Origin of the sequence: Streptococcus mitis, assembly GCF_003944325.1 — a bacterium.
In the GTDB taxonomy this organism is placed as follows: domain Bacteria; phylum Bacillota; class Bacilli; order Lactobacillales; family Streptococcaceae; genus Streptococcus; species Streptococcus mitis_CW.
The window spans coordinates 17,277-40,771 of sequence record NZ_RJPX01000021.1; the positions used below are offsets into that span (position 1 = coordinate 17,277).

Below are 23,495 nucleotides of genomic sequence, written 5' to 3' on the forward strand. Positions count from 1 at the left end.
AAAATATGAAGATTGTAATTGCACCAGATTCATTTAAGGAAAGCTTGACCGCTGATCAGGTAGCTGAAGCTATTAAGAGAGGCTTCCAACAATCGATATCAGATGTAGACTGTCTCCTCTGCCCTGTTGGTGATGGGGGAGAAGGTACTGTTGATGCTATTCGACATTCTCTTGACCTAGAAGAAAAATGGATCAAAGTGACAGGACCTTTTGGACAAAAAGAAGCCATGCGCTATTTTCAAAAAGGGGAACTGGCACTCTTTGAAGTTGCCGACTTGGTTGGCCTTGGAAAGATTCCGTTAGAGGAACGAAATCCACTTCAAATACAAACTTGTGGTATTGGAGAGTTGATTCGCCATCTCATTGCTAAAGGGATGAAAGATATCTATATCGGAGTTGGTGGTACGGCCAGTAATGACGGTGGTATAGGTATTGCTGCTGATTTAGGTTATCAATTTTATGATAGGGATGGAAATGTCTTGCACGCTTGTGGTCAATCCTTGCTAAACTTAGCTTCTGTTTCAACAGAAAATCGCTATGAAATTCCTGAAGATGTTCACATTCGTATTCTAGCAGACGTCGTGAGTCCCTTATGTGGATATGAAGGTGCGACCTACACTTTTGGCAAACAAAAAGGTTTACATCCTACTATGTTTGCAGTCGTAGATCATGCAATCCAATATTTTTATGAAAAAGTCTCACCTGCAACATTGGAACTTAAAGGAGCAGGAGCTGGTGGAGGCATTGCGGGCGGTTTGTGTGCCTTTGCCCAGGCAGATATCGTGTCTGGAATTGATACCTGCCTAGACTTGATTGACTTTGATAAGAAAATTTCTGATGCTGACTTGGTTATTGTTGGAGAAGGAAGGCTAGATCGTCAAAGTTTAGCTGGTAAAGCGCCTATAGGTGTTGCAAAAAGAACCCCTGTCGGAGTTCCTGTTATTGCTATTTGCGGTAGTCTCGCTGAAGATTTACCTTCCCTACCATTTGAAAATATCCAAGCTGCCTTTTCTATTTTGGAGAAAAGTGAACCTCTAGAAGATAGTTTGAACAATGCCAGTGTCTATCTGGAGCACACGGCTGCCAATATTGGGCGTTTATTAAGTCTGAGTAAGATTTAGCCAAACCATTTCTTCCAGAAGGATGTTTTGACTGGTTCTTCCTTTTTAACTTCCCAAAGATTTGGAAAAGCAAGTCGAAGGTCCTTTTCTTCTACTTGTACTGGTGCATTGCTATGGATAATCAGGCCAAAAGGAGAAGAAGTATGCTCTTCAGATACAATGGTAGCTTGACTATCAGTTTCTTTAGCTTCTTTTAAGTAGAAAACTTGTTTGTCAAATTCGATAGTTGGTGAAATCTTCACAAATAAAGGCTCAGCCTTTTCTTGAAGGTTTTCTAAAATAGATAAAAAGCCTTTTTCTAGCTGAGGGCTATTTGCCGTATCAATATCTGCATATCCAAGAACTCTTTCCTCAAAAGTACCAAGATAGCGTCTTTGCTCATCTGGATTTAATTTTGGCCCCCCATGAGCTTTTTCAAGTAATTGTTTTGATAAATCTGTCATGAAAACAGTATATCATAAAAGTTAGAATAAAACAGACAAAAGAAAGCGATTACTTTATAAAGTTAAGGAAAATTTGCACAAAGATAACGTTTTTTCTTGAAAAAGGAGGGGTTTTAAGGTATTATAGAGGTGTAAAAAATTTAACTCATAAGGAGAGTAAAAAATGTCAATTATTACTGATGTTTACGCTCGCGAAGTCCTAGACTCACGCGGTAACCCAACACTTGAAGTAGAAGTTTACACTGAATCAGGTGCTTTCGGACGTGGTATGGTTCCATCAGGAGCTTCTACTGGTGAACACGAAGCAGTTGAACTTCGCGACGGTGACAAATCTCGTTACGGTGGTCTTGGTACACAAAAAGCTGTTGACAACGTAAACAACATCATTGCTGAAGCTATCATTGGCTACGATGTACGTGATCAACAAGCTATCGACCGTGCTATGATCGCTCTTGACGGTACTCCTAACAAAGGTAAATTGGGTGCAAACGCAATCCTTGGTGTGTCTATCGCTGTAGCTCGTGCTGCTGCTGACTACCTTGAAATCCCACTTTACAGCTATCTTGGTGGATTCAACACTAAAGTTCTTCCAACTCCAATGATGAACATCATCAACGGTGGTTCTCACTCTGACGCTCCAATCGCTTTCCAAGAGTTCATGATTTTGCCAGTTGGTGCGCCAACATTCAAAGAAGCTCTTCGTTACGGTGCTGAAATTTTCCATGCTCTTAAGAAAATCCTTAAATCACGTGGTTTGGAAACTGCCGTAGGTGACGAAGGTGGATTCGCTCCTCGTTTCGAAGGAACTGAAGATGGTGTTGAAACTATCCTTGCTGCGATCGAAGCTGCTGGATATGTTCCAGGTAAAGACGTATTTATCGGATTTGACTGTGCTTCATCAGAATTCTACGATAAAGAACGTAAAGTTTACGACTACACTAAATTTGAAGGTGAAGGCGCTGCTGTTCGTACATCTGCAGAACAAATCGACTACCTTGAAGAATTGGTTAACAAATACCCAATTATCACTATCGAAGATGGTATGGATGAAAACGACTGGGATGGATGGAAAGCTCTTACTGAACGTCTTGGTAAGAAAGTACAACTTGTTGGTGACGACTTCTTCGTAACAAATACTGACTACCTTGCACGTGGTATCCAAGAAGGTGCTGCTAACTCAATCCTTATCAAAGTTAACCAAATCGGTACTCTTACTGAAACTTTTGAAGCTATTGAAATGGCTAAAGAAGCTGGTTACACTGCCGTTGTATCACACCGTTCAGGTGAAACTGAAGATTCAACAATCGCTGATATCGCAGTTGCAACTAACGCAGGACAAATCAAAACTGGTTCACTTTCACGTACAGACCGTATCGCTAAATACAACCAATTGCTTCGCATCGAAGACCAACTTGGTGAAGTAGCAGAATACCGTGGATTGAAATCATTCTACAACCTCAAAAAATAATCTCTTTATGAGATGAGGGGCTATAAAGCCTTTGAAATAAGCACTTTGGGGCGCTTTCCCTTAGTGCTTTTTATAATTTAATACCCATTTTACTACCCCTACTAATTTTTTGTATAGTAAGAGGGTAGCCCGGAAATGGGTCACCCTTATTTTTTATAAATTGCTGATAGCTGTTTCATAATTTGAGACGGCTTTTTTTGCATTCTCTTGGTTAGTATGCCAGTAAGTATTTTCAGTGATCATTAAATTAGAGTGTCCCAGTCTGTACTGAACATCTTTAGGGCTAGCTTGAGCGTATAGCATCATAGTAGTATGTGTATGGCGGAAACCATGAAATGATACGTTAGTTACTCCAGCAGCATCAAAATGCTTATTTAGGCGTTTGCGTAAGTTGCAAGCATAAGCATATTTTTCTGTAAATACAGAGAATACGACCGTTTCAGTACGACCTAATTTCCAAGACTGAATTTGTTGACGATTCTTGTATTGTTTTAGTAAAAGCAAGGTGGCTTTGTCTATTGGTATATCTCGATAGCCAGCACTTGATTTTGGCGAATTTATTTCTTGATAGCGGTTTAGTGTCTTATTGATACTGATAACACCGTTTTCTAGGTCAATATCAGACCATTCAAGGGCCAGAGCCTCACTAATACGGCAACCAGTGGCCAATAAAGTTTTATATAGGACAACATCAAATAAGTTTTCATAATTTGATTGATCCAGTGAATCTAAATAATCAAGAAACTGTTTTAATTCTTTGTTGTCTAAGTATTTTACAGTAGACTTTTCTTTTTGCTGTTTGCGTGGAACGATGACATCATTAGCTGGATTGTATTGTATTACCTGGATAGCTACGCCATACTTCAAAATACGCTTATTCATGTTATGGAGTAAGGAGTAGTTAGCAAACGCCCCTTTTTCGCCCTTATTGGCTTTGTCAGCCCACTTATTTACTTGCTGTTGAAGAATAGGCGTGGTCAGCTTATCTAGCTTGTAATCGCCAAATACAGGTAATAAATGAACTCTAACCAATCCATCCATAGATTGACGAGTATTGGGTTTAACTGTATTCTTGTAACTATCCCACCAAACTTTTACCAGTTCTTTGTATGTTGTGATTGTTGGCTTGTCTTTAACTGTATAGCCGTTTGAAGCAAAAGCATTGACAGCCTCTCTTGCCTTTATTCTAATCCCCTTTTTAGTGTTGGCAGTTACTGTAGTTCTAGCCTTCTTTCCAGTAAGTTTATCAACTCCAAGATACACGCTTGAGCGGTATACGATAGTCCCGTTTTTCTTTTTGTATTCTGTAATATTCATGGTTTACTCCTTTTCCATCAGCAGGCAAGCAATTAGAAAAGATTTTGAGTTTATACCATGCGAGGGGCTACGAGAACCCCCTTATTTTCGATTTTAAGCAGTCGGACGGTAAATTGTACCAGAATAGAAAACAAGGCGGATATGGGGCTTATATGGGCTTGTTTAATGAACGAGTTTATTTGATTGTTGCCAATTAGGAGGGAAGCCTAGTTCGTTTAAAAAGAAATCAATAGAGAGTGTATGTAAATGTTTAGAGAAGTCTTTAAATCGTGATAGAAGCGTATTATGTAGTTTAGCATACTCATTAGCGCTTAGGAAACATTGTAACGCAATCATGGTATGATAAGGACTACTTTTTGCGTCTGTATTCTTGATATTGTGTTTGTCGTGTAAATCAGGATAGTATTTCAAACTATTTCTACACTTGAAACCATATAAGCGGTTATCGTGAGCGCAAACATTTCTAGTTTCTGCTAGGTTTTCAACAAAGGAAATCAGCATATCCCTAGTAAAATTTTTCTTAATAGTGCAGTGTTCACTAATAAAACTGTAAGACTTCTTTGCAATTCTATCTTGTAGGGAGAGTGGCAAACTCTTTAAAATTGCGAGTATATCTCCAAAAGTCAAGTAATCCACGATTACCCAGAAAGGGACGTCGTTATGTTTATTGAAATAGTGTTGTATGCTATTGCTTTTTCGGCTTGATTTATGTTTATCAATGATTTTTACTATTTGACGAATCACAAAAGGGACAGTCCTCTTGTTTTTCTTGTAGTCGTAGTTTTGGTAATCTAAGTAAAAATAAGGAGTAGTAGGATAAGCTTCAGAAAAAACATAAGCTAATATAGATTTTATGTGTTTCTCAGCTTCTAAGATAGCTTTTAGGAAGGTGTATTTGATTTCCTTATCATAGAAGTATGTATAAGTAATTTCCGAAAAATTAGCACCTTGTATATAATTGTTGTGTTGATCAGTAAAATATTTACTGTAACCATTGATAATACTGTAGTAGTTATTTGTTAGTAGGTACTTTTTTGTTTTGGAATAGTCAGATATTACAAGCCCCCGTTTATGTAATAACTCTATTTGTTCTTGTATAGTCTTGAATGGTTTGGACAAAAAAAGGCACCTCCTAAATACATAGAAGGCGCTTTTTTCGCTATCCCGTTTCACTGAGAATTATCGGGCGCTATTCTCTTAAGTACCTTCATTGTATGATAATTTTAAATGTTAGTCAACACTTTTGTTCAAAATAATTGATTTTTCTTTACTTCGTTTTGTTTAAAGTTAATGAATTATATCTTTTAGATATTAGTTTTGTTGGTTCAAATCGGATTTCTATTTTGCAATTTAGCTCATTTTTGCGCTTTAGTCTGTAAAATTGGCTTTCTATTCTTCAATTTCCCCTGTTTTTGCACTTTAGATAGTGGAAAAAGGGGGGGATTCATGATTGTTGGATATTGTGGTTCATTGGTTTAGAATCCTTTTTCCCAAGGTTCTTTTTTATTGGCTATTTTTACTTTTTCAGCCATATCAGAAACCAGATTCTTTATTATCTTTTTATCTTCCTTAGGGAGTATTCCATAATTTAGTAATAACTCTTCTTCATCAGTATATGAAAGCTGATTTACTGCAGATAAGAATGAAATAAGATTAGAGTAATCAGGATCATCATAACCAGTCACATATTGCCTTTCAAGTTCTTCCATTAAGTCATCACCAAGGATAGAGCATATCCTAGCTCTAACTAAATTATATGGATCATCAGGATTGATTTTGTTGAGATGAAAGTTTGCTTCTTGGCTATCTCTATACTCGCTATACCCTAACAGATAACTAACACTAACTCCGAATATATCTGCTAGTAGCTGGGTTTTATCTTGCTTAAGGGAAACATCCTCAGCGTTTTCCCATCTAGATATTGTTAGCTTTTTTACACCTATTTCATCGGCCAATTCTTTTTGTGTTTTCCCTTGTTCTTGTCTAAGTAGTTTAATACGATTTTTCATAAATATTATTACCTCATTGTGATTATATCATAAAATAAAAAAATATCAAAAAAGATAACAATAAATATCATTTGTTGCTTGACAAGTATCATTTATGATGTTACAATCTAGATAAAAGTTATCAATTATGATAACTGTAGAAAGGAGGAACTTCATTGCTTATTACCTCAACACAAGCAAAAGCAATCCGCCGAAAGCAAGCAGATAAGAAATTAACTGCAAAGCAAGCAGGCGAAGAAATCGGAGTTACACAAGTTACCTATCGAAAAATCCGAGACGGTGGCGAAGTAAAGCCTAGCATTTATCAAAAGGCCATGCAGTGGCTTGCTGAAGATTATTAGAAAGGAGCGACCCAATCGCAATACTACTTTACATTTACAAGTTTCTCATGTGGTGCTTTACCACTGGGGATTGACAACAAAAAAAGTCACTTGCTGAACGTTTGGCGACTGAAGCAAGCGACTGGATCAAGAATATAGATATTTTTTCTATACCTTGATTATAACAAAAATCAACTATTCAATCAATAACAACTAATGGTAGGCAAGCAATTAGAAAAGGTTTTGAAAAGCATAGAGCGCCAACTCTTAAAACTGGTACTTTCTCACGCTTTCAATTTGGCGACTCTGAGCGTGAGGATTAGCGTTATAAGAAACAACTCAAAAAGCCCCACGCTCAGAAATTTGGCGACCGAGAGCGTGAGGCTGTAGGCAAGAAAAAAGCATTAAAAAGCCATCGTGGCAAGTATAAAAAGATAGAAAAAGAGGTAAAAAACATGACAACAAAAAAAGCAACATCAAGCCAACAAGTTCTATTATCGGCTAAGAAACTAGCAGAATTAGGGAACGAATTAACCGACATCATGAATGTTTTAGAAATGAATAACCTAGCTCTTGAAGGGCTTGAGTTTGCACTACAGAAAGATACAACCACGTTCTTATGGCTTGCTAAAAAATACACTGATACAGCATACGCCCAGAATGAAAAGCTATACGATCGTCTAAATGAAATAGCCTTTTTGCTTTTGAACAATGACAACGCTAAAGAGCTGGAGGCATACCATGACTAAAGATATTAAAGAAATGGCACAAGCCGAAGACGACTTGCTGAATATAGAACAACCTAAACAAGCGGAATTTATCAAGAACTATAAGGCGAGGGTATAAGATGAATGAACTAGATTTAAGCAACACACAGGCGTTTTTTGTTAGCGTGGTACTGGTTGGACTGCTGCTTTATTTAAACCACCTAGACCGCAAAAAGAGCGCCCAAATGGAGGGAGAAAACCAACAGACGATAGAAATACCTAGCGAGGATTTAAACCCTGATTATGGGCGATATATCCAGCTTGCAGGTAAGATTCATAATTAGAAAGTGGTGTAATATGCAACTATTATCGAGAGAAGCAGAACTTGAACTACTGGAGAAAGTGGGAGATCACTTAGAGAAAAGGATGGAACTGGAAAAGCAACGTGATGACAACTGGGACTTGATTTCTAGGCCTGAGGTATTAGAGAAGTTAGGTATTAGTGGAACCACGTTAAATAATTGGCAGGACCATGGTCTAAAATCGTTCCAGTCGCCTTTTGAAAACAGTAAGAAAATCTATTACCGTAAGAGTGATATTTACAATTTTCTTGCAGTAGATTAGGAGGCAGAGAATGGCTAGGTATAACACACATCCAGCGCAAGGTGGTGGGCATTATCATGACGTTAAATTGTATAAGCACCGTGGCAGATCTTTGGAACAGTTCCAAGAACAAAAGCTACTGAAGAAGTTAAAAAAGAAACGCAAAAAGGGGCGATAGTATGACAATTTATGAGGCTAAAGGCTTTCAGAGTAATCTTGTCTATCCATTTGATAAGATTGAGCCTTTCCAGTATATTGAACGATTCAAGCCCTTAGTAGTTCCTGAAGGGGTAAATATTGAAGACTTCAAACGTACACAAGCCCCGTACTGTATTAGTGGCAAAGTGACACCAGAAAAGAATGGCAGTTACAAGCGAAACAACTCCTGTCTAATCTATCGGGATTTGATTTTCCTTGATTATGATGATATACAGGGGACGTCTGAGGACTTCATAAAAGCCGTTTCTAGCGCTTTATTTGGATACTCCTATATCTTATACCCGACTATCAAACATAGCTTAGAAAAGCCCCGTTTTCGCCTTGTAGTGAAGCCTGACAACATGATGAACGAGGCAACCTATAAGCAGGTAGTGAAAGAGATTGCTGATAAGATTGGGCTACCCTTTGACATGGCCAGTTTAACATGGTCACAACTCCAAGGGCTACCAGTTACAACAGGCGACCCAGCAAGTTATCAAAAGGTTGTGGAGCATGGACTTGATTATCCAGTACCACAGACAACGGCTGAACCAGTCAAACAGAATGCTACAAGTCTTCCATACACTCCAAGGCCAAGCGGTCAGAAATCTATGACCATGAGGATCATTGACACGCTTTTTAATGGCTTTGGAGACGAGGGAGGGCGCAACGTGGCACTGACACGCTTTGTAGGTTTACTCTTTAATAAGTGGGTTGATTGTGACCTAGAGACCGCCTACGAGCTGACAAAGATAGCTAATAGCGTGACAGTTGAACCATTGCCTATTGACGAGCTAGACCGCACTTTTAGCAGTATAGCACGGGCTGAATATAGAAAGAGAGGTTAGAACCATAGAACTAGAAGAATTAGGAAACCTAGAAAGTGAAATCATGGAGGTCAGAGAGCAAGAACAACCTCCTAGAACGATGTGGGAACTTTATAGTAAGATTTGGGAGCTTGGGGATCACTGGCGGAAAGAAAACTCCTATATCGTCAATGAAGGAAAGAAAAACGAAAGGGTAGAAATCCCACGACCAAGTGTTGCAATCGTAGCCAAAGCATTACAGGAAATTTGCCATTTTACCTTTATAGGAGAGGGTGCAATAAGTGATATTAGTAAGTTATATCTTTACCACTTGGATTTAGGCCATTATGTATCAAGTAACGACATTTTCCGAAAATTGCTTTTAAAATATGACTCACGTTTGACCTCTAACAAGTTCTTCACGGAACTTATATCTTTTATCCGTACAGAAACAAAAATGAAAAAACCGCTGGACGATTATCGATATATTCCAGTAGCGAATGGAGTTTATAATATTAAAACTCATAGACTAGAGGAATTTAGTCCTAATTTTGTCATTACCAGTAAGATACAAACGGAGTACAATCCTAACGCTAGAAAACCGATTTTAGACGGTTGGTTTGATTTTGATAGATGGTTAGAGACATTAGCAGTTAATGATAAAGAAGTTGTAGCTTTATTGTGGCAAGTCATAAACGAGGCTATCAATCCCAACCGAACACGTAAGAAAATGGTGCTAATGGTTGGAGATGGGAATAATGGGAAGGGTACTTTCCAAGCCTTGCTGGAGAATTTAATAGGACGGTCAAATATTAGTAATTTGAAACCTGACCAATTCGGGAAAGAGTTCTATTTGGGCGCTTTGGAAGGAAAGGTTTGTAATATTGGAGATGATATTTCTAACAAGTACCTGGATGAAGTTTCTGACCTTATGAGTGTAATTAGTGGAGATCCAGTACAGGTCAATAAAAAAAGCTTGCAACCCGTGGAAGCACGTTTCAGACTATTGTGTATCTTTTCGGGTAATGATTTGCCCAGAGCTAGAAATAAGACCATGGGGTGGTATAGACGGCTTTGTATCATTCCTTTCCGTGCAGATTTTAACGGTCAGAAAGAACGTAATGAAATCAAAGACCGATTTATAAAGAACAAAGAGCTACTAGAGTGGGTTTTGTTTAAAGTTTTAAATATGCCAGATTTTGATAGCTTTATAGAACCTAAAGCGGTACAAGAAATGCTTAGCAAGTACAAAAACGATAACGATTATATCAAAGTTTGGGTAGAGAATTTCTACATACCAAACGGGTGGCACAAAATAAACCACGTTCCAATGTTCATAGCAAGAAACAAACTAAAAGAATTTGCTGAAGATATTGGGATAGATAAACCTAAACTTGGACAATTTGGCAATGCAGTAATGACCGAATTGGAAAAAACAACGTCATATAAGTACTCAGCTAAAAATGGAACGGTTAGCCCTAAGTTTTATGAAGTACTTGACCCACAAGGTTTTCAACGTAAAAGATTTGTCAAAGGGGTATGGGGAATACACTTAGAAAATGAAGATTTAGGTTAGGAAATTTAATACTAAAAAACCAATTACATCAAGGGTTATAGCAATTTAGGTTATGCAAAAAATAGAAACATAACCTAAATGTTAACCTTTGTAAACGTTGATATAAAAGTCTTTGCGAGTATTTGGGTTAGTAGGTTAGTTTTTATTTCTAATATCTTTATATAAAAAAATATATATAAACGTGTTATATAGGCGCGAACTTGGAAAGTAAAACTAACCCTAATCTAATACCCTTGAAACGCTTATATAATAGGCTTTTAAAGGGTTATTTTTTAAACCTAATCAAAACCTAATCTGAGAGAAAAAGGAGCAAACCAGATGGTGATGAACATTGGTCAAAGAGTGACTAGACTGGAAGAAACCGTTGAGCGGATCAGTGAGGTGCTAGGTGGCTTGATTGAAAATGCGAGCTGTAACGCTATAGTAAACAATAAAAACATTGAACTGATTCAGGAGAGTTTTGAGACCGTCTTTAAAGAGATTGATGAACTAAAAGCAGTAGCTGACAAACGCTAAAACATTAAAACAAAATGGGGTAGATAGTACCGACCCCCTTGTAATGGTGTAACTACTAGTGACACCATTAAAACAGAAAGAGGAAAACAACATGGATGATTTTCATGATTTGCTACAAAAAGGGTTTATTTTATACCAAAAAAGTGGTAAAATAGGAGTAGAATCCCCCCCAACTTTTGGGAGTGTGACCTTGCATTTTCAAGATGGTAGATTTTCCCACTTGGTGCGAACTGAAACAAAGAAATAGAGTTTATCGGAACAACCGAGGGCACTGAATAAGCTAAATGGCTTTTCGGTGTCCTTTTTTGTTTTGGCGGAAGGAGAATGGATATGAGTTTAGGAAGTAAAGTAAAACGTCTTGAAGGAATTCAAAAGAATAAAAATCGTGAAAAGGTTGTGTTTATCAATAGTGGGGATTTTAAGGATTCAACAGAATGCGATGAATACATTGCTAGGCTTACAGAAGAGTATAAAGCGCAATATGTCAATCCTATTTTCTTTATCGATGATGTGAGCATTTAAACTAACAGGAGGTAGAAAGCTATTGCAAAATTAAAACCAAAACAAGAATACTTTTTGATGGCTTTGATTAGTGAACCAAGCATTACAAAAGCTATTGAAAAATCTGGAATCGCCAAAAATACGGCGTATAGGTATCTTAAAGATAGGAATTTTTTCAGCGAATATCAAAAGCTAAGACAAGACATGATAGGACGAACGACAAGCCTATTATTACAGGCCAGTGGGCGTGCAGTTGAAGTCTTGTACGAGGTGGCAGATGATCCAGAAAAAAGCCCCTACGCAAGAGTACAGGCAGCTAAAACAATATTAGAAATGGCATACCGTGGCATGGAATTAGAAGACTTGCAAACACGGATAGAAAAATTAGAACGAGGAATGGAACTATGAAAATTAAATTATTTTATTATTACCGCTGGAACGCTACTACACTAGAAGAGTTTGAAAAAGAAATCAACGATTTCATGGCAACTGTCCAAGTGGTAGACGTGAAATATTCAGAGGCTACTAACAACACAGAAGCAATCACTGGTGTAATGGTGCTATATAAGTAAGTAGAAGGAGCTGAATAGATGAAGAAAAGCACAGTATTATCAAAAATGGAATCATTAAGAGGGGCTATTTATAATCTTTCTGGGAAAATGGACGAAATTCGCAATAACAATTATTTGAGCGTAGACGGTAAGGTGTACGAGTTAGAAGAATTGAAATATAAGTGGGAAAACTGGTATGGGGCTTATTACAATGAGATGAAAACAATCGCAGACAACCTATTGTCTAGTGTCGAAGGAAATCGTGCTGAAGATGAAGTTAAAAAATTGACTGATCCAGGCTATCAAGCGGTTCTACAAAATAATTTAAAACTGTTTGAGAGTGGGGCGCTAGATGTTGCAACTGGTAAAGCTTTGATAGACCACTACAAGGGTGATTGGACAGCTTTGTCACTTATTAGAAATGCCTTGGGGGATATTTGGGGAGGCGACAATCCTGATAATGCAAAACTAGCTCAATATATGCCAATAGATAACCGTGAGCGTACAAAAGACTTGTTGAACAAGTTCGCGTTTGGAATTGAAGAGATGAATTACGAGCGCTTGATGGCAGACGACCAATTTGTAAAAGCAAGAGTATCGGCAAGTATTGACTTTTTAAAATCTGACTTTTTAGATGAAAATATGGAAGCACAATATTAAAATCTTACGAGGGGGAGCAATCCCCTTTTTTAGATAAGTCAGACAGAATGACACACGAGGTAGGGGAATGGTTAGAAGTTTAAAGATAAGACTGCAAAGATTGGAAGAACACACTATTAAAGATATAATACCGATTGTATGGCTGACCTTTCTTGAGAACGGGGAATATGAAGTAAGAGTACCAGAATATAGGAAAGGCGATAAAGAAGTAGTAATGACCTTTAAGAGTGAGAAAGAAGCTTGGGATTACATAGAGACCACAGTAGGGGCTTGTATTGTTTGGGATATACCACCACAATAAAGGAGTGCCAGCATGACCACTGACGAAGTAGAAAAGAAGCTAAAAAGCTATCGCAATAATCTCTTGTTGATTGAATATTAGAAGAGGAAAGTTTATAATGAGGTTAATGTTAAGGAGATTCTCTCTGAGACGGTGCAGAAGAATTATTGAAGTGGAGGTAGTGGATTGAAAACAAAATATTTAGAACATATCTTGTTTGAACCATTGAAAAAAGCGACAGATGAACAGGTTGCTTTTTTAGGGAACGCAATTTTCTTTAGTCAAGCATTCTTAGAAAAAAACCATCCGCAAATATTGGAGGAATTTTCTAAAGATTATCCACCAGTTTTTACAAGCGAACTCTCTAAAAGATGGATTAATCGTTTTAGGAGTGATTTCTATAATTCTAGTAGTTCAAACAATGATACTCCGCTTGATGAATTTATCGTCAGAGCAAAGAGAAAGATGCCTGACTATGCACGTAAAGAATATGAAGAATATCTGTTAACAAATGCCTAGAACAATCTAAGCGCTAAAGAGTAGTGGGTGGTGTTTTGTTGGTATATGAACAAACATATCACAGACCTAATTAAAAGCCCTTAGAAACGATTCTGGGGGCTTTTGTGGTTGAAAAGGGTTAGAAAAGGTGTATAATATAGATAAAGAATAGAAGTAGAGAAATATCGGGAACTACGCACCCTTGGGGTATCTGAAAAGCGGGGAATTCCCGTCCCGCCTATTCCAGCACCTAGAGAAATCTAAGTGCTTTTTGATATGAGTTATTTTCTACGTCATATAATGAACCTATCAGCAATAAAAAAAGCACGTTTGACCGTGCTAGTTCCTTGCCTGCTGAACTCATCATTTTAAGTTCCTTTTTGTTACCCTTTATGTTTTCTCAACTTATTTGAATTTAATAGTTTTTGAGAAAATCAAGTTAGATTTATAGCAGGCTTAGGCCTGTTTTTTAGTATCTAATAATAGGAAGATAACCTCAAAAAATAAAATAGTTCNGTGAACTATTTTATCCCGAACCTTAAAATTTAAAAGTTCGGCCGTTGATTTAACAACGTTTCTAGTCCCTCGGATTTTATCCGAAGGGCTTTTTTTACATTTAGGGGGCAAAAAAGGGGCATAACTTTTTAAGAAAGCTCAGCTACCAACAAATACGATTCAGCTAATATAATTGAAAATGATGGAAAAAAGGGTGAATTTATGATATACTTTAACATAGGACCTTTTTAGAAATTTTGAAAGAGTATTAAAAATTTAAAATGAGAAAAATTGTTATCAATGGTGGCTTGCCCCTGCAAGGTGAGATTACCATTAGTGGCGCAAAAAATAGTGTAGTAGCTTTGATTCCAGCTATTATTTTGGCAGATGATGTTGTAACTTTGGATTGTGTGCCAGATATTTCCGATGTTGCTAGTCTTGTCGAAATCATGGAGTTAATGGGGGCTACGGTTAAGCGTTATGACGATGTGTTAGAGATTGATCCAAGAGGTGTTCAAAATATTCCAATGCCTTATGGGAAAATCAATAGTCTTCGTGCATCTTATTATTTTTATGGAAGTCTTTTAGGTCGTTTTGGTGAAGCCACTGTTGGTTTACCTGGAGGATGTGATTTGGGACCACGTCCTATTGATTTACACCTTAAGGCTTTTGAAGCTATGGGTGCAACTGTTAGCTACGAGGGAGATAACATGAAGTTATCTGCCAAAGATACAGGACTTCACGGCGCAAGTATCTACATGGATACGGTTAGTGTCGGTGCGACGATTAATACGATGATTGCTGCGGTTAAAGCAAATGGGCGTACCATTATTGAAAATGCAGCCCGTGAACCTGAGATTATTGATGTTGCTACTCTCTTGAATAATATGGGTGCCCATATCCGTGGTGCTGGAACCAATATTATCATTATTGATGGAGTTGAAAGCTTGCATGGAACACATCATCAGGTAATTCCAGACCGTATTGAAGCAGGGACATATATTTCCTTGGCTGCTGCAGTGGGTAAGGGGATTCGTATAAATAATGTTCTTTACGAACACCTAGAAGGATTCATCGCTAAGTTGGAAGAGATGGGAGTTAGAATGACTGTATCTGAAGACAGTATTTTTGTAGAAGAACAGTCTAATTTGAAAGCAATCAATATTAAGACAGCTCCTTACCCAGGCTTTGCTACTGACTTGCAACAACCAATTACCCCTCTTTTGCTAACAGCTAATGGTCGTGGTACAATTGTTGATACGATTTATGAAAAACGTGTAAACCATGTTTTTGAATTAGCTAAGATGGACGCAGATATTTCAACAACAAATGGTCATATTTTATATACAGGTGGTCGTGCTTTGAATGGGGCAAGTGTTAAAGCGACGGACTTAAGAGCTGGTGCAGCTTTAGTTATTGCTGGTTTGATGGCTGAGGGACAAACTGAAATTACCAATATCGAGTTTATCTTACGTGGTTATTCTGATATTATCGAAAAATTACGTAATCTAGGAGCGGATATTACACTTGTTGAAGAATAAACCGTAGAGGTGTTTATGAATATTTGGACCAAATTAGCAATGTTTTCTTTTTTTGAAACGGATCGCTTGTATTTGCGTCCTTTCTTTTTTAGTGATAGTCAGGACTTCCACGAGATAGCTTCGAATCCAGAAAATCTTCAATTTATTTTTCCAACGCAGGCAAGTCTAGAAGAAAGCCAGTATGTACTGGCTAATTACTTTATGAAGTCCCCTTTGGGAGTATGGGCAATTTGTGACCAGAAAAATCAACAAATGATTGGTTCTATTAAATTTGAGAAGTTAGATGAAATCAAAAAAGAAGCAGAGCTTGGCTATTTTTTGAGGAAAGACGCTTGGTGTCAAGGTTTTATGACAGAAGTTGTAAAAAAACTTTGCCAACTTTCTTTTGAAGAATTTGACTTAAAACAATTATCCATTATAACCCATCTTGAAAATGAAGCTAGCCAAAAGGTTGCTCTTAAGTCTGGATTTAGTTTGTTTCGTCAGTTTAAGGGAAGTGATCGCTACACAAGAAAAATGCGGGATTATCTTGAATTTCGGTATGTAAAAGGAGAATTCAATGAGTAAGCATCAGGAAATTCTAAGTTATTTGGAGGAATTACCAGTAGGTAAAAGGGTCAGTGTTCGTAGTATTTCTAATCATCTGGGAGTCAGTGATGGAACTGCTTATCGCGCTATCAAGGAAGCTGAAAATCGTGGAATTGTGGAGACTCGTCCCCGTAGTGGAACAATTCGCGTTAAATCGAAGAAAGTTGCTATCGAAAGATTAACATATGCAGAAATTGCAGAAGTAACTTCTTCTGAGGTGTTAGCTGGACAAGAAGGTTTAGAAAGAGAATTTAGCAAGTTTTCAATCGGTGCCATGACTGAACAAAATATTTTGTCCTATCTTCATGATGGTGGACTCTTGATTGTCGGGGACCGTACCCGTATTCAGTTGTTAGCTTTGGAAAATGAAAATGCGGTTCTGGTTACAGGGGGATTTCAGGTTCAGGATGATGTCCTTAAACTGGCCAATCAAAAAGGGATTCCTGTTTTAAGAAGCAAGCATGATACCTTTACCGTTGCGACCATGATAAACAAAGCTTTATCAAATGTCCAAATCAAGACTGATATTCTGACAGTTGAGAAACTTTATCGTCCAAGTCATGAGTATGGTTTTCTAAGAGAGACAGACACAGTCAAAGATTATCTGGATTTGGTACGTAAGAATCGTAGCAGTCGTTTTCCAGTTATTAACCAACATCAGGTTGTTGTTGGAGTTGTAACCATGAGAGATGCAGGGGATAAATCACCAAGTACTACAATTGATAAGGTCATGTCTCGTAGTCTATTTTTAGTTGGATTATCGACAAATATTGCCAATGTGAGTCAACGGATGATTGCTGAAGACTTTGAAATGGTACCAGTTGTTCGAAGCAATCAAACTTTGCTTGGCGTTGTAACTAGACGAGATGTCATGGAGAAGATGAGTCGTTCTCAAGTTTCTGCTTTACCAACTTTTTCTGAGCAGATTGGACAAAAGCTTTCTTATCACCATGATGAAGTAGTCATTACAGTGGAACCCTTTATGCTAGAAAAAAATGGAGTTTTGGCTAATGGTGTATTGGCAGAAATTCTGACCCACATGACCCAAGATTTAGTTGTTAATAGTGGTCGTAATCTCATTATCGAGCAGATGCTGATCTACTTTTTACAGGCTGTTCAGATTGATGATATACTGCGCATTCAAGCACGCATTATCCATCATACTAGACGATCAGCTATTATTGACTACGATATTTATCACGGTCATCAGATTGTTTCCAAAGCAAATGTGACTGTTAAAATTAATTAGAAACTAGGAGAAAAGATGATAACATTAAAATCAGCTCGTGAAATCGAAGCTATGGACAAGGCTGGAGATTTTCTAGCAAGTATTCATATCGGCTTACGTGATTTGATTAAGCCTGGCGTAGATATGTGGGAAGTTGAAGAATACGTTCGCCGTCGTTGTAAGGAAGAAAATTTCCTTCCACTTCAGATTGGGGTTGACGGTGCAATGATGGACTATCCTTATGCTACCTGTTGCTCTCTTAACGATGAAGTAGCTCACGCTTTCCCTCGTCACTATATCTTAAAAGATGGCGATTTGCTCAAGGTTGATATGGTTTTGGGAGGTCCAATTGCTAAATCGGATTTGAATGTCTCAAAATTAAACTTCAACAATGTCGAGCAAATGAAAAAATACACTCAGAGCTATTCTGGTGGCCTAGCAGACTCATGTTGGGCTTACGCCGTTGGTACACCGTCCGAAGAAGTGAAAAACTTGATGGATGTAACCAAAGAAGCCATGTATAAGGGAATTGAGCAAGCTGTTGTTGGAAATCGTATCGGTGATATCGGTGCAGCCATTCAAGAATACGCTGAAAGTCGTGGTTACGGTGTAGTGCGTGATTTGGTTGGTCATGGTGTTGGCCCAACTATGCACGAAGAACCAATGGTTCCTAACTATGGTATTGCTGGTCGTGGGCTTCGTCTCCGTGAAGGAATGGTATTGACCATTGAACCGATGATCAATACAGGTGACTGGGAAATAGATACAGATATGAAGACTGGTTGGGCGCATAAGACCATTGACGGTGGATTGTCATGTCAGTATGAACACCAATTTGTCATTACGAAAGATGGTCCTGTTATCTTGACTAGCCAAGGTGAAGAAGGAACTTATTAGTAAAAAGTGAAAAGACTACTGGAAGTTTATTTTGATAAAAATCCAGTAGATCTTTTTATAATAAAACGCATTGTATCAAGTTTTATGCCTGATGTAATGCGTTTTTCTGATTTTAAAAATATAATTCTTCTAAAATAGTACACTTCAGGTTAAAAAAATGACATTTCAGATTTTCTGTTCCAGAAATAGCTATCACTATGATATAATTATTTTATGATTATTACTATTCCTATAAAAAACCAAAAAGATATTGGCACACCATCTGATTCAGTCGTGGTTCTCGGCTATTTTGATGGTATACATAAGGGGCATCAAGAATTATTTCGTGTTGCCAATAAGGCTGCGAGAAAAGATTTATTACCTATCGTCGTTATGACCTTTAATGAATCTCCAAAGATTGCTTTAGAGCCTTATCATCCTGACCTATTTTTACATATTTTGAACCCTGCTGAACGTGAGAGGAAATTAAAGCGTGAAGGTGTAGAAGAATTATATCTCCTTGATTTTAATAGTCAATTCGCTAGTCTCACGGCAGAAGAATTTTTTGCAACTTATATCAAGGCTATGAATGCCAAAATTATTGTTGCAGGTTTTGATTATACATTTGGTTCTGACCAAAAAACGGCAGAAGACTTAAAGGATTACTTTGATGGAGAAGTCATTATCGTTCCACCTGTAGAAGATGAGAAAGGAAAGATTAGTTCAACACGTATCCGTCAAGCTATTTTAGATGGAAATGTGAAAGAAGCAGGAGAACTTTTGGGGGCACCGCTTCCATCAAGAGGTATGGTGGTCCATGGCAATGCTCGTGGTCGTACGATTGGTTATCCAACAGCTAATTTGGTGCTTTTAGACCGTACTTATATGCCAGCAGATGGTGTTTATGTCGTTGATGTTGAGATTCAAAGGCAGAAGTATCGTGCTATGGCTAGTGTCGGGAAAAATGAGACCTTTGATGGAGAAGAAGCACGTTTTGAAGTCAACATTTTTGATTTTAATCAAGATATTTATGGCGAGACCGTCATGGTTTATTGGCTTGATCGCATTCGCGATATGACAAAATTTGATTCTGTTGATCAATTAGTGGATCAGTTAAAGGCAGATGAAGAAGTAGCTCGGAATTGGTCTTAAAAGCTTGAGTAAATAAAACAAAAAAGAGGTAACTACAAGACCTCTTTTTATTCTTTTTCAAAGGTAAAGCCTTCTCCAAGGATTTCATGGGCTTCTGTAATAGTTATAAAAGCTTGAGGATCGATTCGATGAATCATTTCCTTCATTTTAACAATCTCATTTCTACCGACAATACAGTAAATGATTTTCAAATTTTCTTTACTATAGTAGCCTTGACCAGAAATAAAAGTAACGCCTCTTCCTAGGTCATCATTAATAGCCTTAGCAAGTTGGTCAGGACGTTTAGTAATAATCATAAATCCTTTACCTGCGTATCCTCCTTCCCCAATCAAATCAATCACTCGGGATACAATGAAAGTAAAGAGCAGAGTGTAAGTAACCAATCTCAAATCCTTAAAAATAAGGAGAATGAGCATGAGAATACAAAAATCTAAGATAAAAAGCAGTTTCCCCATGGATAAATGAGTGTATTTGTTGAGGATACGGGCTAGAATATCTGTTCCACCCGTTGTACCTCCAGCGTTAAAGATAATTCCAAGACCAATTCCTAATAGAATTCCAGATATAAGGGCAGTAATTAGTAAATCACCTTGAAGGTCAATATGAAGGGGAATACGCTCAAAAAAAGCTAACCAGGCAGATAGAGCCAAGGTTCCAAGCAAACTAGAATAGAGAGATTTTGCTCCAAATATTTTCCAAGCTAGAATGAAAAGGGGAATATTAATCAATAGGTTCATGAGAGAGACAGGGATTTTAAAAAGATAAAAGGTAATAAGAGTAATGCCTGTAGCCCCTCCTTCGAAGAGATGATGGGGAACTACAAAATAGGTTAGACCAAAAGCATAAATGCCAGCACCTAGTAAAATAGTTAAAATGGGATAGATTTTTTTAATCATAGGACACCTCTTTTCTTATAAGTTGATTATATCAAATTTTTAAGGAAAATTTGATTGACTCCATTAGAATTTTTAATCTTTTTTTGATATAATTAAAAGTAAGAAAACCAATCTGAATCCTAAAATAGAAAGATTGATACTATGACAAAAATTAAGATTGTTACCGATTCATCTGTTACTATTGAGCCAGAATTAGTAAAGCAATTAGATATTACGGTCGTTCCACTATCTGTAATGATTGATAATATTGTTTATTCGGATGCTGATTTGAAAGAAGAAGGTAAATTTCTTCGGTTGATGCAAGAAAGTAAGAACCTTCCGAAAACAAGTCAACCACCTGTAGGTGTCTTCGCTGAAGTTTTTGAAGACCTGTGTAAGGATGGTAGCCAGATTCTTACTATTCATATGTCCCATGCCCTTTCGGGTACGGTTGAAGCTGCACGCCAAGGTGCTAGCTTATCTACTGCTGACGTGACAGTTATTGATAGCTCCTTCACTGACCAAGCCTTGAAATTCCAAGTTGTTGAGGCTGCGAAATTAGCACAAGAAGGCAAAGAAATGGCGGAAATTTTATCTCATGTAGAAGAAGTAAAAAAACATACGGAGCTCTATATTGGCGTTTCTACTTTAGAAAATCTAGTAAAAGGTGGACGAATTGGCCGTGTAACGGGGTTGTTGAGCTCACTTCTCAATATCCGTGTTGTCATGCAGATGAAGGACCATGAATTGCAACCAATGGTTAAAGGTCGTGGCGCTAAAACTTTTAAAAAATGGTTGGATGAGTTGATAACATCACTCTCTGAACGTTCTGTAGCAGAGATTGGAATTTCATATTCTGGTAGTTCTGATTGGGCAAAAGAGATGAAAGACAATTTGCAGCCGTATGTTGAAAAGCCAATTTCAGTATTGGAAACAGGTTCTATTATTCAAACTCACACGGGTGAAAACGCTTGGGCTATTTTGGTACGTTACCACTCCTAAAAAAATAAAGAAAATGCGAATAAATAGCGTTTTTAACTTGACCTAAAAGGGATTTTAGGATATGATTATATTTGTTAATTAGAAATTAAATTGGAGGAATCATTAACATGGCAAACAAACAAGATTTGATCGCTAAAGTAGCAGAAGCTACAGAATTGACTAAGAAAGACTCAGCAGCAGCAGTTGAAGCTGTATTCGCAGCAGTAGCTGACTACCTTGCAGCTGGTGAAAAAGTTCAATTGATCGGTTTTGGTAACTTTGAAGTTCGTGAGCGTGCTGCACGTAAAGGTCGCAACCCACAAACTGGTAAAGAAATCACAATTGCAGCTTCTAAAGTTCCAGCCTTCAAAGCTGGTAAAGCTCTTAAAGACGCTGTTAAATAATCAGCCTTTAAAAAGCCTATCATATCAAGCATTTGAGCTTGTGTGACAGGCTTTTTTTGTGTATAGGGGGCAAAATCTGAATTAGCTGGTGACAGAAAAGATCTTTTAAATACAGGCTGATTTAATTTGCGTAGCAGAAATCATACAAATAAACTTGATTATAGTACAATAGGATATGAATTATTAAGAAAGTTGGTTCTTTATTGGAAACGATAGTATTTTCAATCTCCGTTTTTTTAGCAGGGGTCTTGTCTTTCTTTTCCCCTTGTATTTTTCCTCTGTTACCAGTTTATGCTGGGATTTTATTGGATGATCAGGAAAATGCAAAAAGTTTTTCTTTGTTTGGGAGAAAGGTTCTCTGGTCAGGTTTGATTCGAACACTTTGCTTTATCGCAGGTATCTCTCTCATTTTCTTTATTCTAGGCTTTGGTGCAGGTTACTTTGGTAATATTCTCTATGCAAATTGGTTTCGATATGTTATGGGAACAATTATTATCATTTTGGGACTTCACCAGATGGAAATTTTTCATTTTAAGAAATTAGAGGTTCAAAAAAGCTTTACTTTCAAGAAATCAGCAGCCAATCGTTATTGGTCAGCATTTTTACTTGGTATTACCTTTAGCTTTGGTTGGACGCCTTGTATTGGTCCAGTTTTAAGTTCTGTTTTAGCGCTGGCGGCTTCTGGAGGCAATGGCGCCTGGCAAGGAGCTATCTATACTCTTATTTACACTCTGGGGATGGCCATTCCTTTCTTGGTCTTGGCTCTAGCTTCTGGTGTAGTGATGCCTTATTTTAGTAAACTCAAGCGTCATATGATGCTTCTGAAGAAAATTGGTGGTTTCCTTATTATTTTAATGGGAATTTTGTTACTATTAGGACAAGTAAATGTTCTAGCTGGAATTTTTGAATAAAGGAGAAAAAGATGAAAAAAGTAATGTTTGCTGGCTTAAGCCTCTTGTCATTAGTTGTATTGATGGCCTGTGGTAAGGAAGAGACTAAAAAGAGTCAAGCACCACAACAAGCCCCAAAACAGCAGCAACAAGCGCCTGTACAACAAATTGCTGTTGGAAAAGAAGCTCCAGACTTCACCTTGCAATCCATGGATGGTAAAGAAGTTAAGTTATCTGATTATAAGGGTAAAAAAGTCTACTTAAAGTTTTGGGCTTCATGGTGTGGTCCATGTAAAAAAAGTATGCCTGAGTTGATGGAATTAGCTGCGAAACCAGATCGTGATTTCGAAATTCTTAGTGTCATTGCACCAGGAATTCAAGGTGAAAAAACTGTTGAGCAATTCCCACAATGGTTCCAAGATCAAGGTTATAAGGATATCCCAGTACTTTATGATACCAAAGCAACTACCTTCCAAACTTATCAAATTCGAAGCATTCCTACAGAATACCTGATTGATAGTCAAGGAAAGATTGGAAAGATACAATTTGGTGTTATCAGTAATGCGGATGCAGAAGCAGCCTTTAAAGAAATGAACTAGAATTGATAAAATCTGATTACAATATGTAGTCAGATTTTTTTATGTACGACGGGCATGTCGTACATCTGAGGTGTAAGTCCTCCGTGGGCACCCGCTACCGGTGAACCCAATAGCGATTCCCAAGCCTGACTATCGTGAGGTAGCGGGGAGAGGAAGGGATAGCGAAATCGTGGCTCTACGAACAGGAACGTGATAGTAAGGCGTATATAGCGGATAAGGGGGCCTAAAACTCTAAAGTCCAAAAAGGTAGTCGTAACCTATATGCGTAAATCACGAGAGTAAACGAGGAAAG

Annotated in this window: 31 protein-coding genes; 26 read left to right on the top strand and 5 right to left on the bottom strand. The window is 37.6% G+C overall.

All coding sequences use genetic code 11. The features are described 5' to 3' along the window. Positions 1–5 precede the first annotated feature (5 nt). A complete protein-coding gene (locus tag D8787_RS06990) occupies positions 6–1,121 on the top strand; it encodes a glycerate kinase (RefSeq protein WP_125422166.1) in 1,116 nt (371 codons plus the stop codon). Here D8787_RS06990 and D8787_RS06995 read toward each other — a convergent pair. After that, positions 1,118–1,564 (bottom strand): YueI family protein, encoded by a 447-nt coding sequence (locus D8787_RS06995; protein WP_124787674.1) that lies wholly within the window; start codon positions 1,562–1,564, stop codon positions 1,118–1,120. The genes D8787_RS06990 and D8787_RS06995 overlap by 4 nt on opposite strands. Positions 1,565–1,727: 163 nt before the next feature. On the opposite strand from D8787_RS06995, the gene eno reads away from it, so the two are divergent. After that, entirely contained in the window at positions 1,728–3,032 is a 1,305-nt protein-coding gene (gene eno, locus D8787_RS07000; RefSeq protein WP_000022813.1) for a surface-displayed alpha-enolase, read from the top strand. Positions 3,033–3,185: 153 nt separating this feature from the next. Here eno and D8787_RS07005 read toward each other — a convergent pair whose 3' ends face one another. The 3 genes from D8787_RS07005 to D8787_RS07015 all read right to left on the bottom strand — a co-directional run bounded on the left by D8787_RS07005 (position 3,186) and on the right by D8787_RS07015 (position 6,358). Next, a complete protein-coding gene (locus tag D8787_RS07005) occupies positions 3,186–4,349 on the bottom strand; it encodes a tyrosine-type recombinase/integrase (RefSeq protein WP_125422169.1) in 1,164 nt (387 codons plus the stop codon). A 162-nt stretch (positions 4,350–4,511) separates the two neighbouring features. Further along, positions 4,512–5,468 (bottom strand): Abi family protein, encoded by a 957-nt coding sequence (locus tag D8787_RS07010; protein ID WP_185776770.1) that lies wholly within the window; start codon positions 5,466–5,468, stop codon positions 4,512–4,514. Positions 5,469–5,824: 356 nt separating this feature from the next. Further along, entirely contained in the window at positions 5,825–6,358 is a 534-nt protein-coding gene (locus tag D8787_RS07015; protein WP_125422175.1) for a helix-turn-helix transcriptional regulator, read from the bottom strand. A 155-nt stretch (positions 6,359–6,513) separates the two neighbouring features. Here D8787_RS07015 and D8787_RS07020 point away from each other — a divergent pair, with 155 nt between their 5' ends. From D8787_RS07020 to D8787_RS07100, 20 genes are all read left to right on the top strand, one after another. Beyond that, positions 6,514–6,699, top strand: a complete 186-nt coding sequence (locus D8787_RS07020) for a hypothetical protein (RefSeq protein WP_000909283.1) — start codon at positions 6,514–6,516, stop codon at positions 6,697–6,699. Between the two features lie 434 nt (positions 6,700–7,133). After that, complete coding sequence (locus D8787_RS07025; RefSeq protein WP_125422177.1) at positions 7,134–7,427, top strand: hypothetical protein; 294 nt, start codon at positions 7,134–7,136, stop codon at positions 7,425–7,427. A 98-nt stretch (positions 7,428–7,525) separates the two neighbouring features. Beyond that, positions 7,526–7,729, top strand: a complete 204-nt coding sequence (locus tag D8787_RS07030) for a hypothetical protein (RefSeq protein ID WP_125422180.1) — start codon at positions 7,526–7,528, stop codon at positions 7,727–7,729. 13 nt (positions 7,730–7,742) lie between these two features. Then, the gene (locus D8787_RS07035; protein WP_125422183.1) at positions 7,743–8,009 is read left to right on the top strand and encodes a DNA-binding protein; all 267 of its coding nucleotides are present in this window, start codon (positions 7,743–7,745) and stop codon (positions 8,007–8,009) included. Positions 8,010–8,019: 10 nt separating this feature from the next. Then, positions 8,020–8,166 carry a hypothetical protein gene (locus D8787_RS11445; RefSeq protein ID WP_185776771.1) on the top strand — a complete coding sequence of 49 codons (147 nt, stop codon included), beginning with the start codon at positions 8,020–8,022 and terminating at the stop codon, positions 8,164–8,166. 1 nt (position 8,167) lies between these two features. Further along, positions 8,168–9,034, top strand: a complete 867-nt coding sequence (locus tag D8787_RS07040; RefSeq protein ID WP_125422186.1) for a primase alpha helix C-terminal domain-containing protein — start codon at positions 8,168–8,170, stop codon at positions 9,032–9,034. Between the two features lie 43 nt (positions 9,035–9,077). Continuing rightward, positions 9,078–10,568, top strand: coding sequence for a DNA primase family protein (locus D8787_RS07045; protein ID WP_185776772.1), 1,491 nt, complete (start codon positions 9,078–9,080; stop codon positions 10,566–10,568). 324 nt (positions 10,569–10,892) lie between these two features. After that, positions 10,893–11,084 (top strand): hypothetical protein, encoded by a 192-nt coding sequence (locus tag D8787_RS07050; protein WP_260471387.1) that lies wholly within the window; start codon positions 10,893–10,895, stop codon positions 11,082–11,084. A gap of 91 nt (positions 11,085–11,175) precedes the next feature. Then, on the top strand, positions 11,176–11,331 hold the full coding sequence (locus D8787_RS11450) for a hypothetical protein (protein ID WP_185776773.1): 156 nt from the start codon (positions 11,176–11,178) through the stop codon (positions 11,329–11,331). An 83-nt stretch (positions 11,332–11,414) separates the two neighbouring features. After that, on the top strand, positions 11,415–11,606 hold the full coding sequence (locus tag D8787_RS07055) for a hypothetical protein (protein WP_125422192.1): 192 nt from the start codon (positions 11,415–11,417) through the stop codon (positions 11,604–11,606). Between the two features lie 57 nt (positions 11,607–11,663). Then, positions 11,664–11,993, top strand: a complete 330-nt coding sequence (locus D8787_RS07060; RefSeq protein ID WP_001174005.1) for a hypothetical protein — start codon at positions 11,664–11,666, stop codon at positions 11,991–11,993. After that, the gene (locus tag D8787_RS11455) at positions 11,990–12,157 is read left to right on the top strand and encodes a hypothetical protein (protein ID WP_185776774.1); all 168 of its coding nucleotides are present in this window, start codon (positions 11,990–11,992) and stop codon (positions 12,155–12,157) included. Before D8787_RS07060 ends, D8787_RS11455 begins: the two co-directional genes overlap by 4 nt. A gap of 18 nt (positions 12,158–12,175) precedes the next feature. Next, positions 12,176–12,796, top strand: a complete 621-nt coding sequence (locus tag D8787_RS07065) for a hypothetical protein (protein WP_125422195.1) — start codon at positions 12,176–12,178, stop codon at positions 12,794–12,796. Positions 12,797–12,863: 67 nt separating this feature from the next. Then, positions 12,864–13,097: a hypothetical protein gene (locus D8787_RS07070; RefSeq protein ID WP_125422198.1), complete on the top strand. Its 234-nt coding sequence runs from the start codon at positions 12,864–12,866 to the stop codon at positions 13,095–13,097. A gap of 165 nt (positions 13,098–13,262) precedes the next feature. Then, positions 13,263–13,595 carry a hypothetical protein gene (locus tag D8787_RS07075; RefSeq protein ID WP_125422201.1) on the top strand — a complete coding sequence of 111 codons (333 nt, stop codon included), beginning with the start codon at positions 13,263–13,265 and terminating at the stop codon, positions 13,593–13,595. 755 nt (positions 13,596–14,350) lie between these two features. Beyond that, on the top strand, positions 14,351–15,610 hold the full coding sequence (locus D8787_RS07080) for a UDP-N-acetylglucosamine 1-carboxyvinyltransferase (protein ID WP_125422204.1): 1,260 nt from the start codon (positions 14,351–14,353) through the stop codon (positions 15,608–15,610). 15 nt (positions 15,611–15,625) lie between these two features. Continuing rightward, positions 15,626–16,177: a GNAT family N-acetyltransferase gene (locus tag D8787_RS07085; RefSeq protein WP_125422207.1), complete on the top strand. Its 552-nt coding sequence runs from the start codon at positions 15,626–15,628 to the stop codon at positions 16,175–16,177. Further along, positions 16,170–17,447, top strand: a complete 1,278-nt coding sequence (gene spxR, locus D8787_RS07090) for a CBS-HotDog domain-containing transcription factor SpxR (RefSeq protein WP_125422210.1) — start codon at positions 16,170–16,172, stop codon at positions 17,445–17,447. The genes D8787_RS07085 and spxR overlap by 8 nt, the downstream gene beginning before the upstream one ends. Positions 17,448–17,462: 15 nt before the next feature. Further along, positions 17,463–18,323: a methionyl aminopeptidase gene (locus D8787_RS07095; protein WP_000631543.1), complete on the top strand. Its 861-nt coding sequence runs from the start codon at positions 17,463–17,465 to the stop codon at positions 18,321–18,323. Positions 18,324–18,536: 213 nt separating this feature from the next. Continuing rightward, a complete protein-coding gene (locus D8787_RS07100) occupies positions 18,537–19,454 on the top strand; it encodes a bifunctional riboflavin kinase/FAD synthetase (protein ID WP_125422213.1) in 918 nt (305 codons plus the stop codon). Between the two features lie 47 nt (positions 19,455–19,501). Here the strand turns inward: D8787_RS07100 and D8787_RS07105 are convergent, their stop codons facing one another. After that, on the bottom strand, positions 19,502–20,350 hold the full coding sequence (locus D8787_RS07105; protein ID WP_125422216.1) for a YitT family protein: 849 nt from the start codon (positions 20,348–20,350) through the stop codon (positions 19,502–19,504). A gap of 141 nt (positions 20,351–20,491) precedes the next feature. Here D8787_RS07105 and D8787_RS07110 point away from each other — a divergent pair, with 141 nt between their 5' ends. From D8787_RS07110 to sdbB, 4 genes are all read left to right on the top strand, one after another. After that, the gene (locus D8787_RS07110) at positions 20,492–21,331 is read left to right on the top strand and encodes a DegV family protein (protein WP_125422219.1); all 840 of its coding nucleotides are present in this window, start codon (positions 20,492–20,494) and stop codon (positions 21,329–21,331) included. Between the two features lie 107 nt (positions 21,332–21,438). After that, positions 21,439–21,714, top strand: a complete 276-nt coding sequence (locus D8787_RS07115; protein ID WP_001284637.1) for an HU family DNA-binding protein — start codon at positions 21,439–21,441, stop codon at positions 21,712–21,714. A 203-nt stretch (positions 21,715–21,917) separates the two neighbouring features. Beyond that, on the top strand, positions 21,918–22,625 hold the full coding sequence (gene ccdA2, locus D8787_RS07120; RefSeq protein ID WP_125422222.1) for a thiol-disulfide oxidoreductase-associated membrane protein CcdA2: 708 nt from the start codon (positions 21,918–21,920) through the stop codon (positions 22,623–22,625). 11 nt (positions 22,626–22,636) lie between these two features. Continuing rightward, positions 22,637–23,203, top strand: coding sequence for a thiol-disulfide oxidoreductase-associated lipoprotein SdbB (gene sdbB, locus D8787_RS07125; RefSeq protein WP_125422225.1), 567 nt, complete (start codon positions 22,637–22,639; stop codon positions 23,201–23,203). Positions 23,204–23,495: the final 292 nt, after the last annotated feature.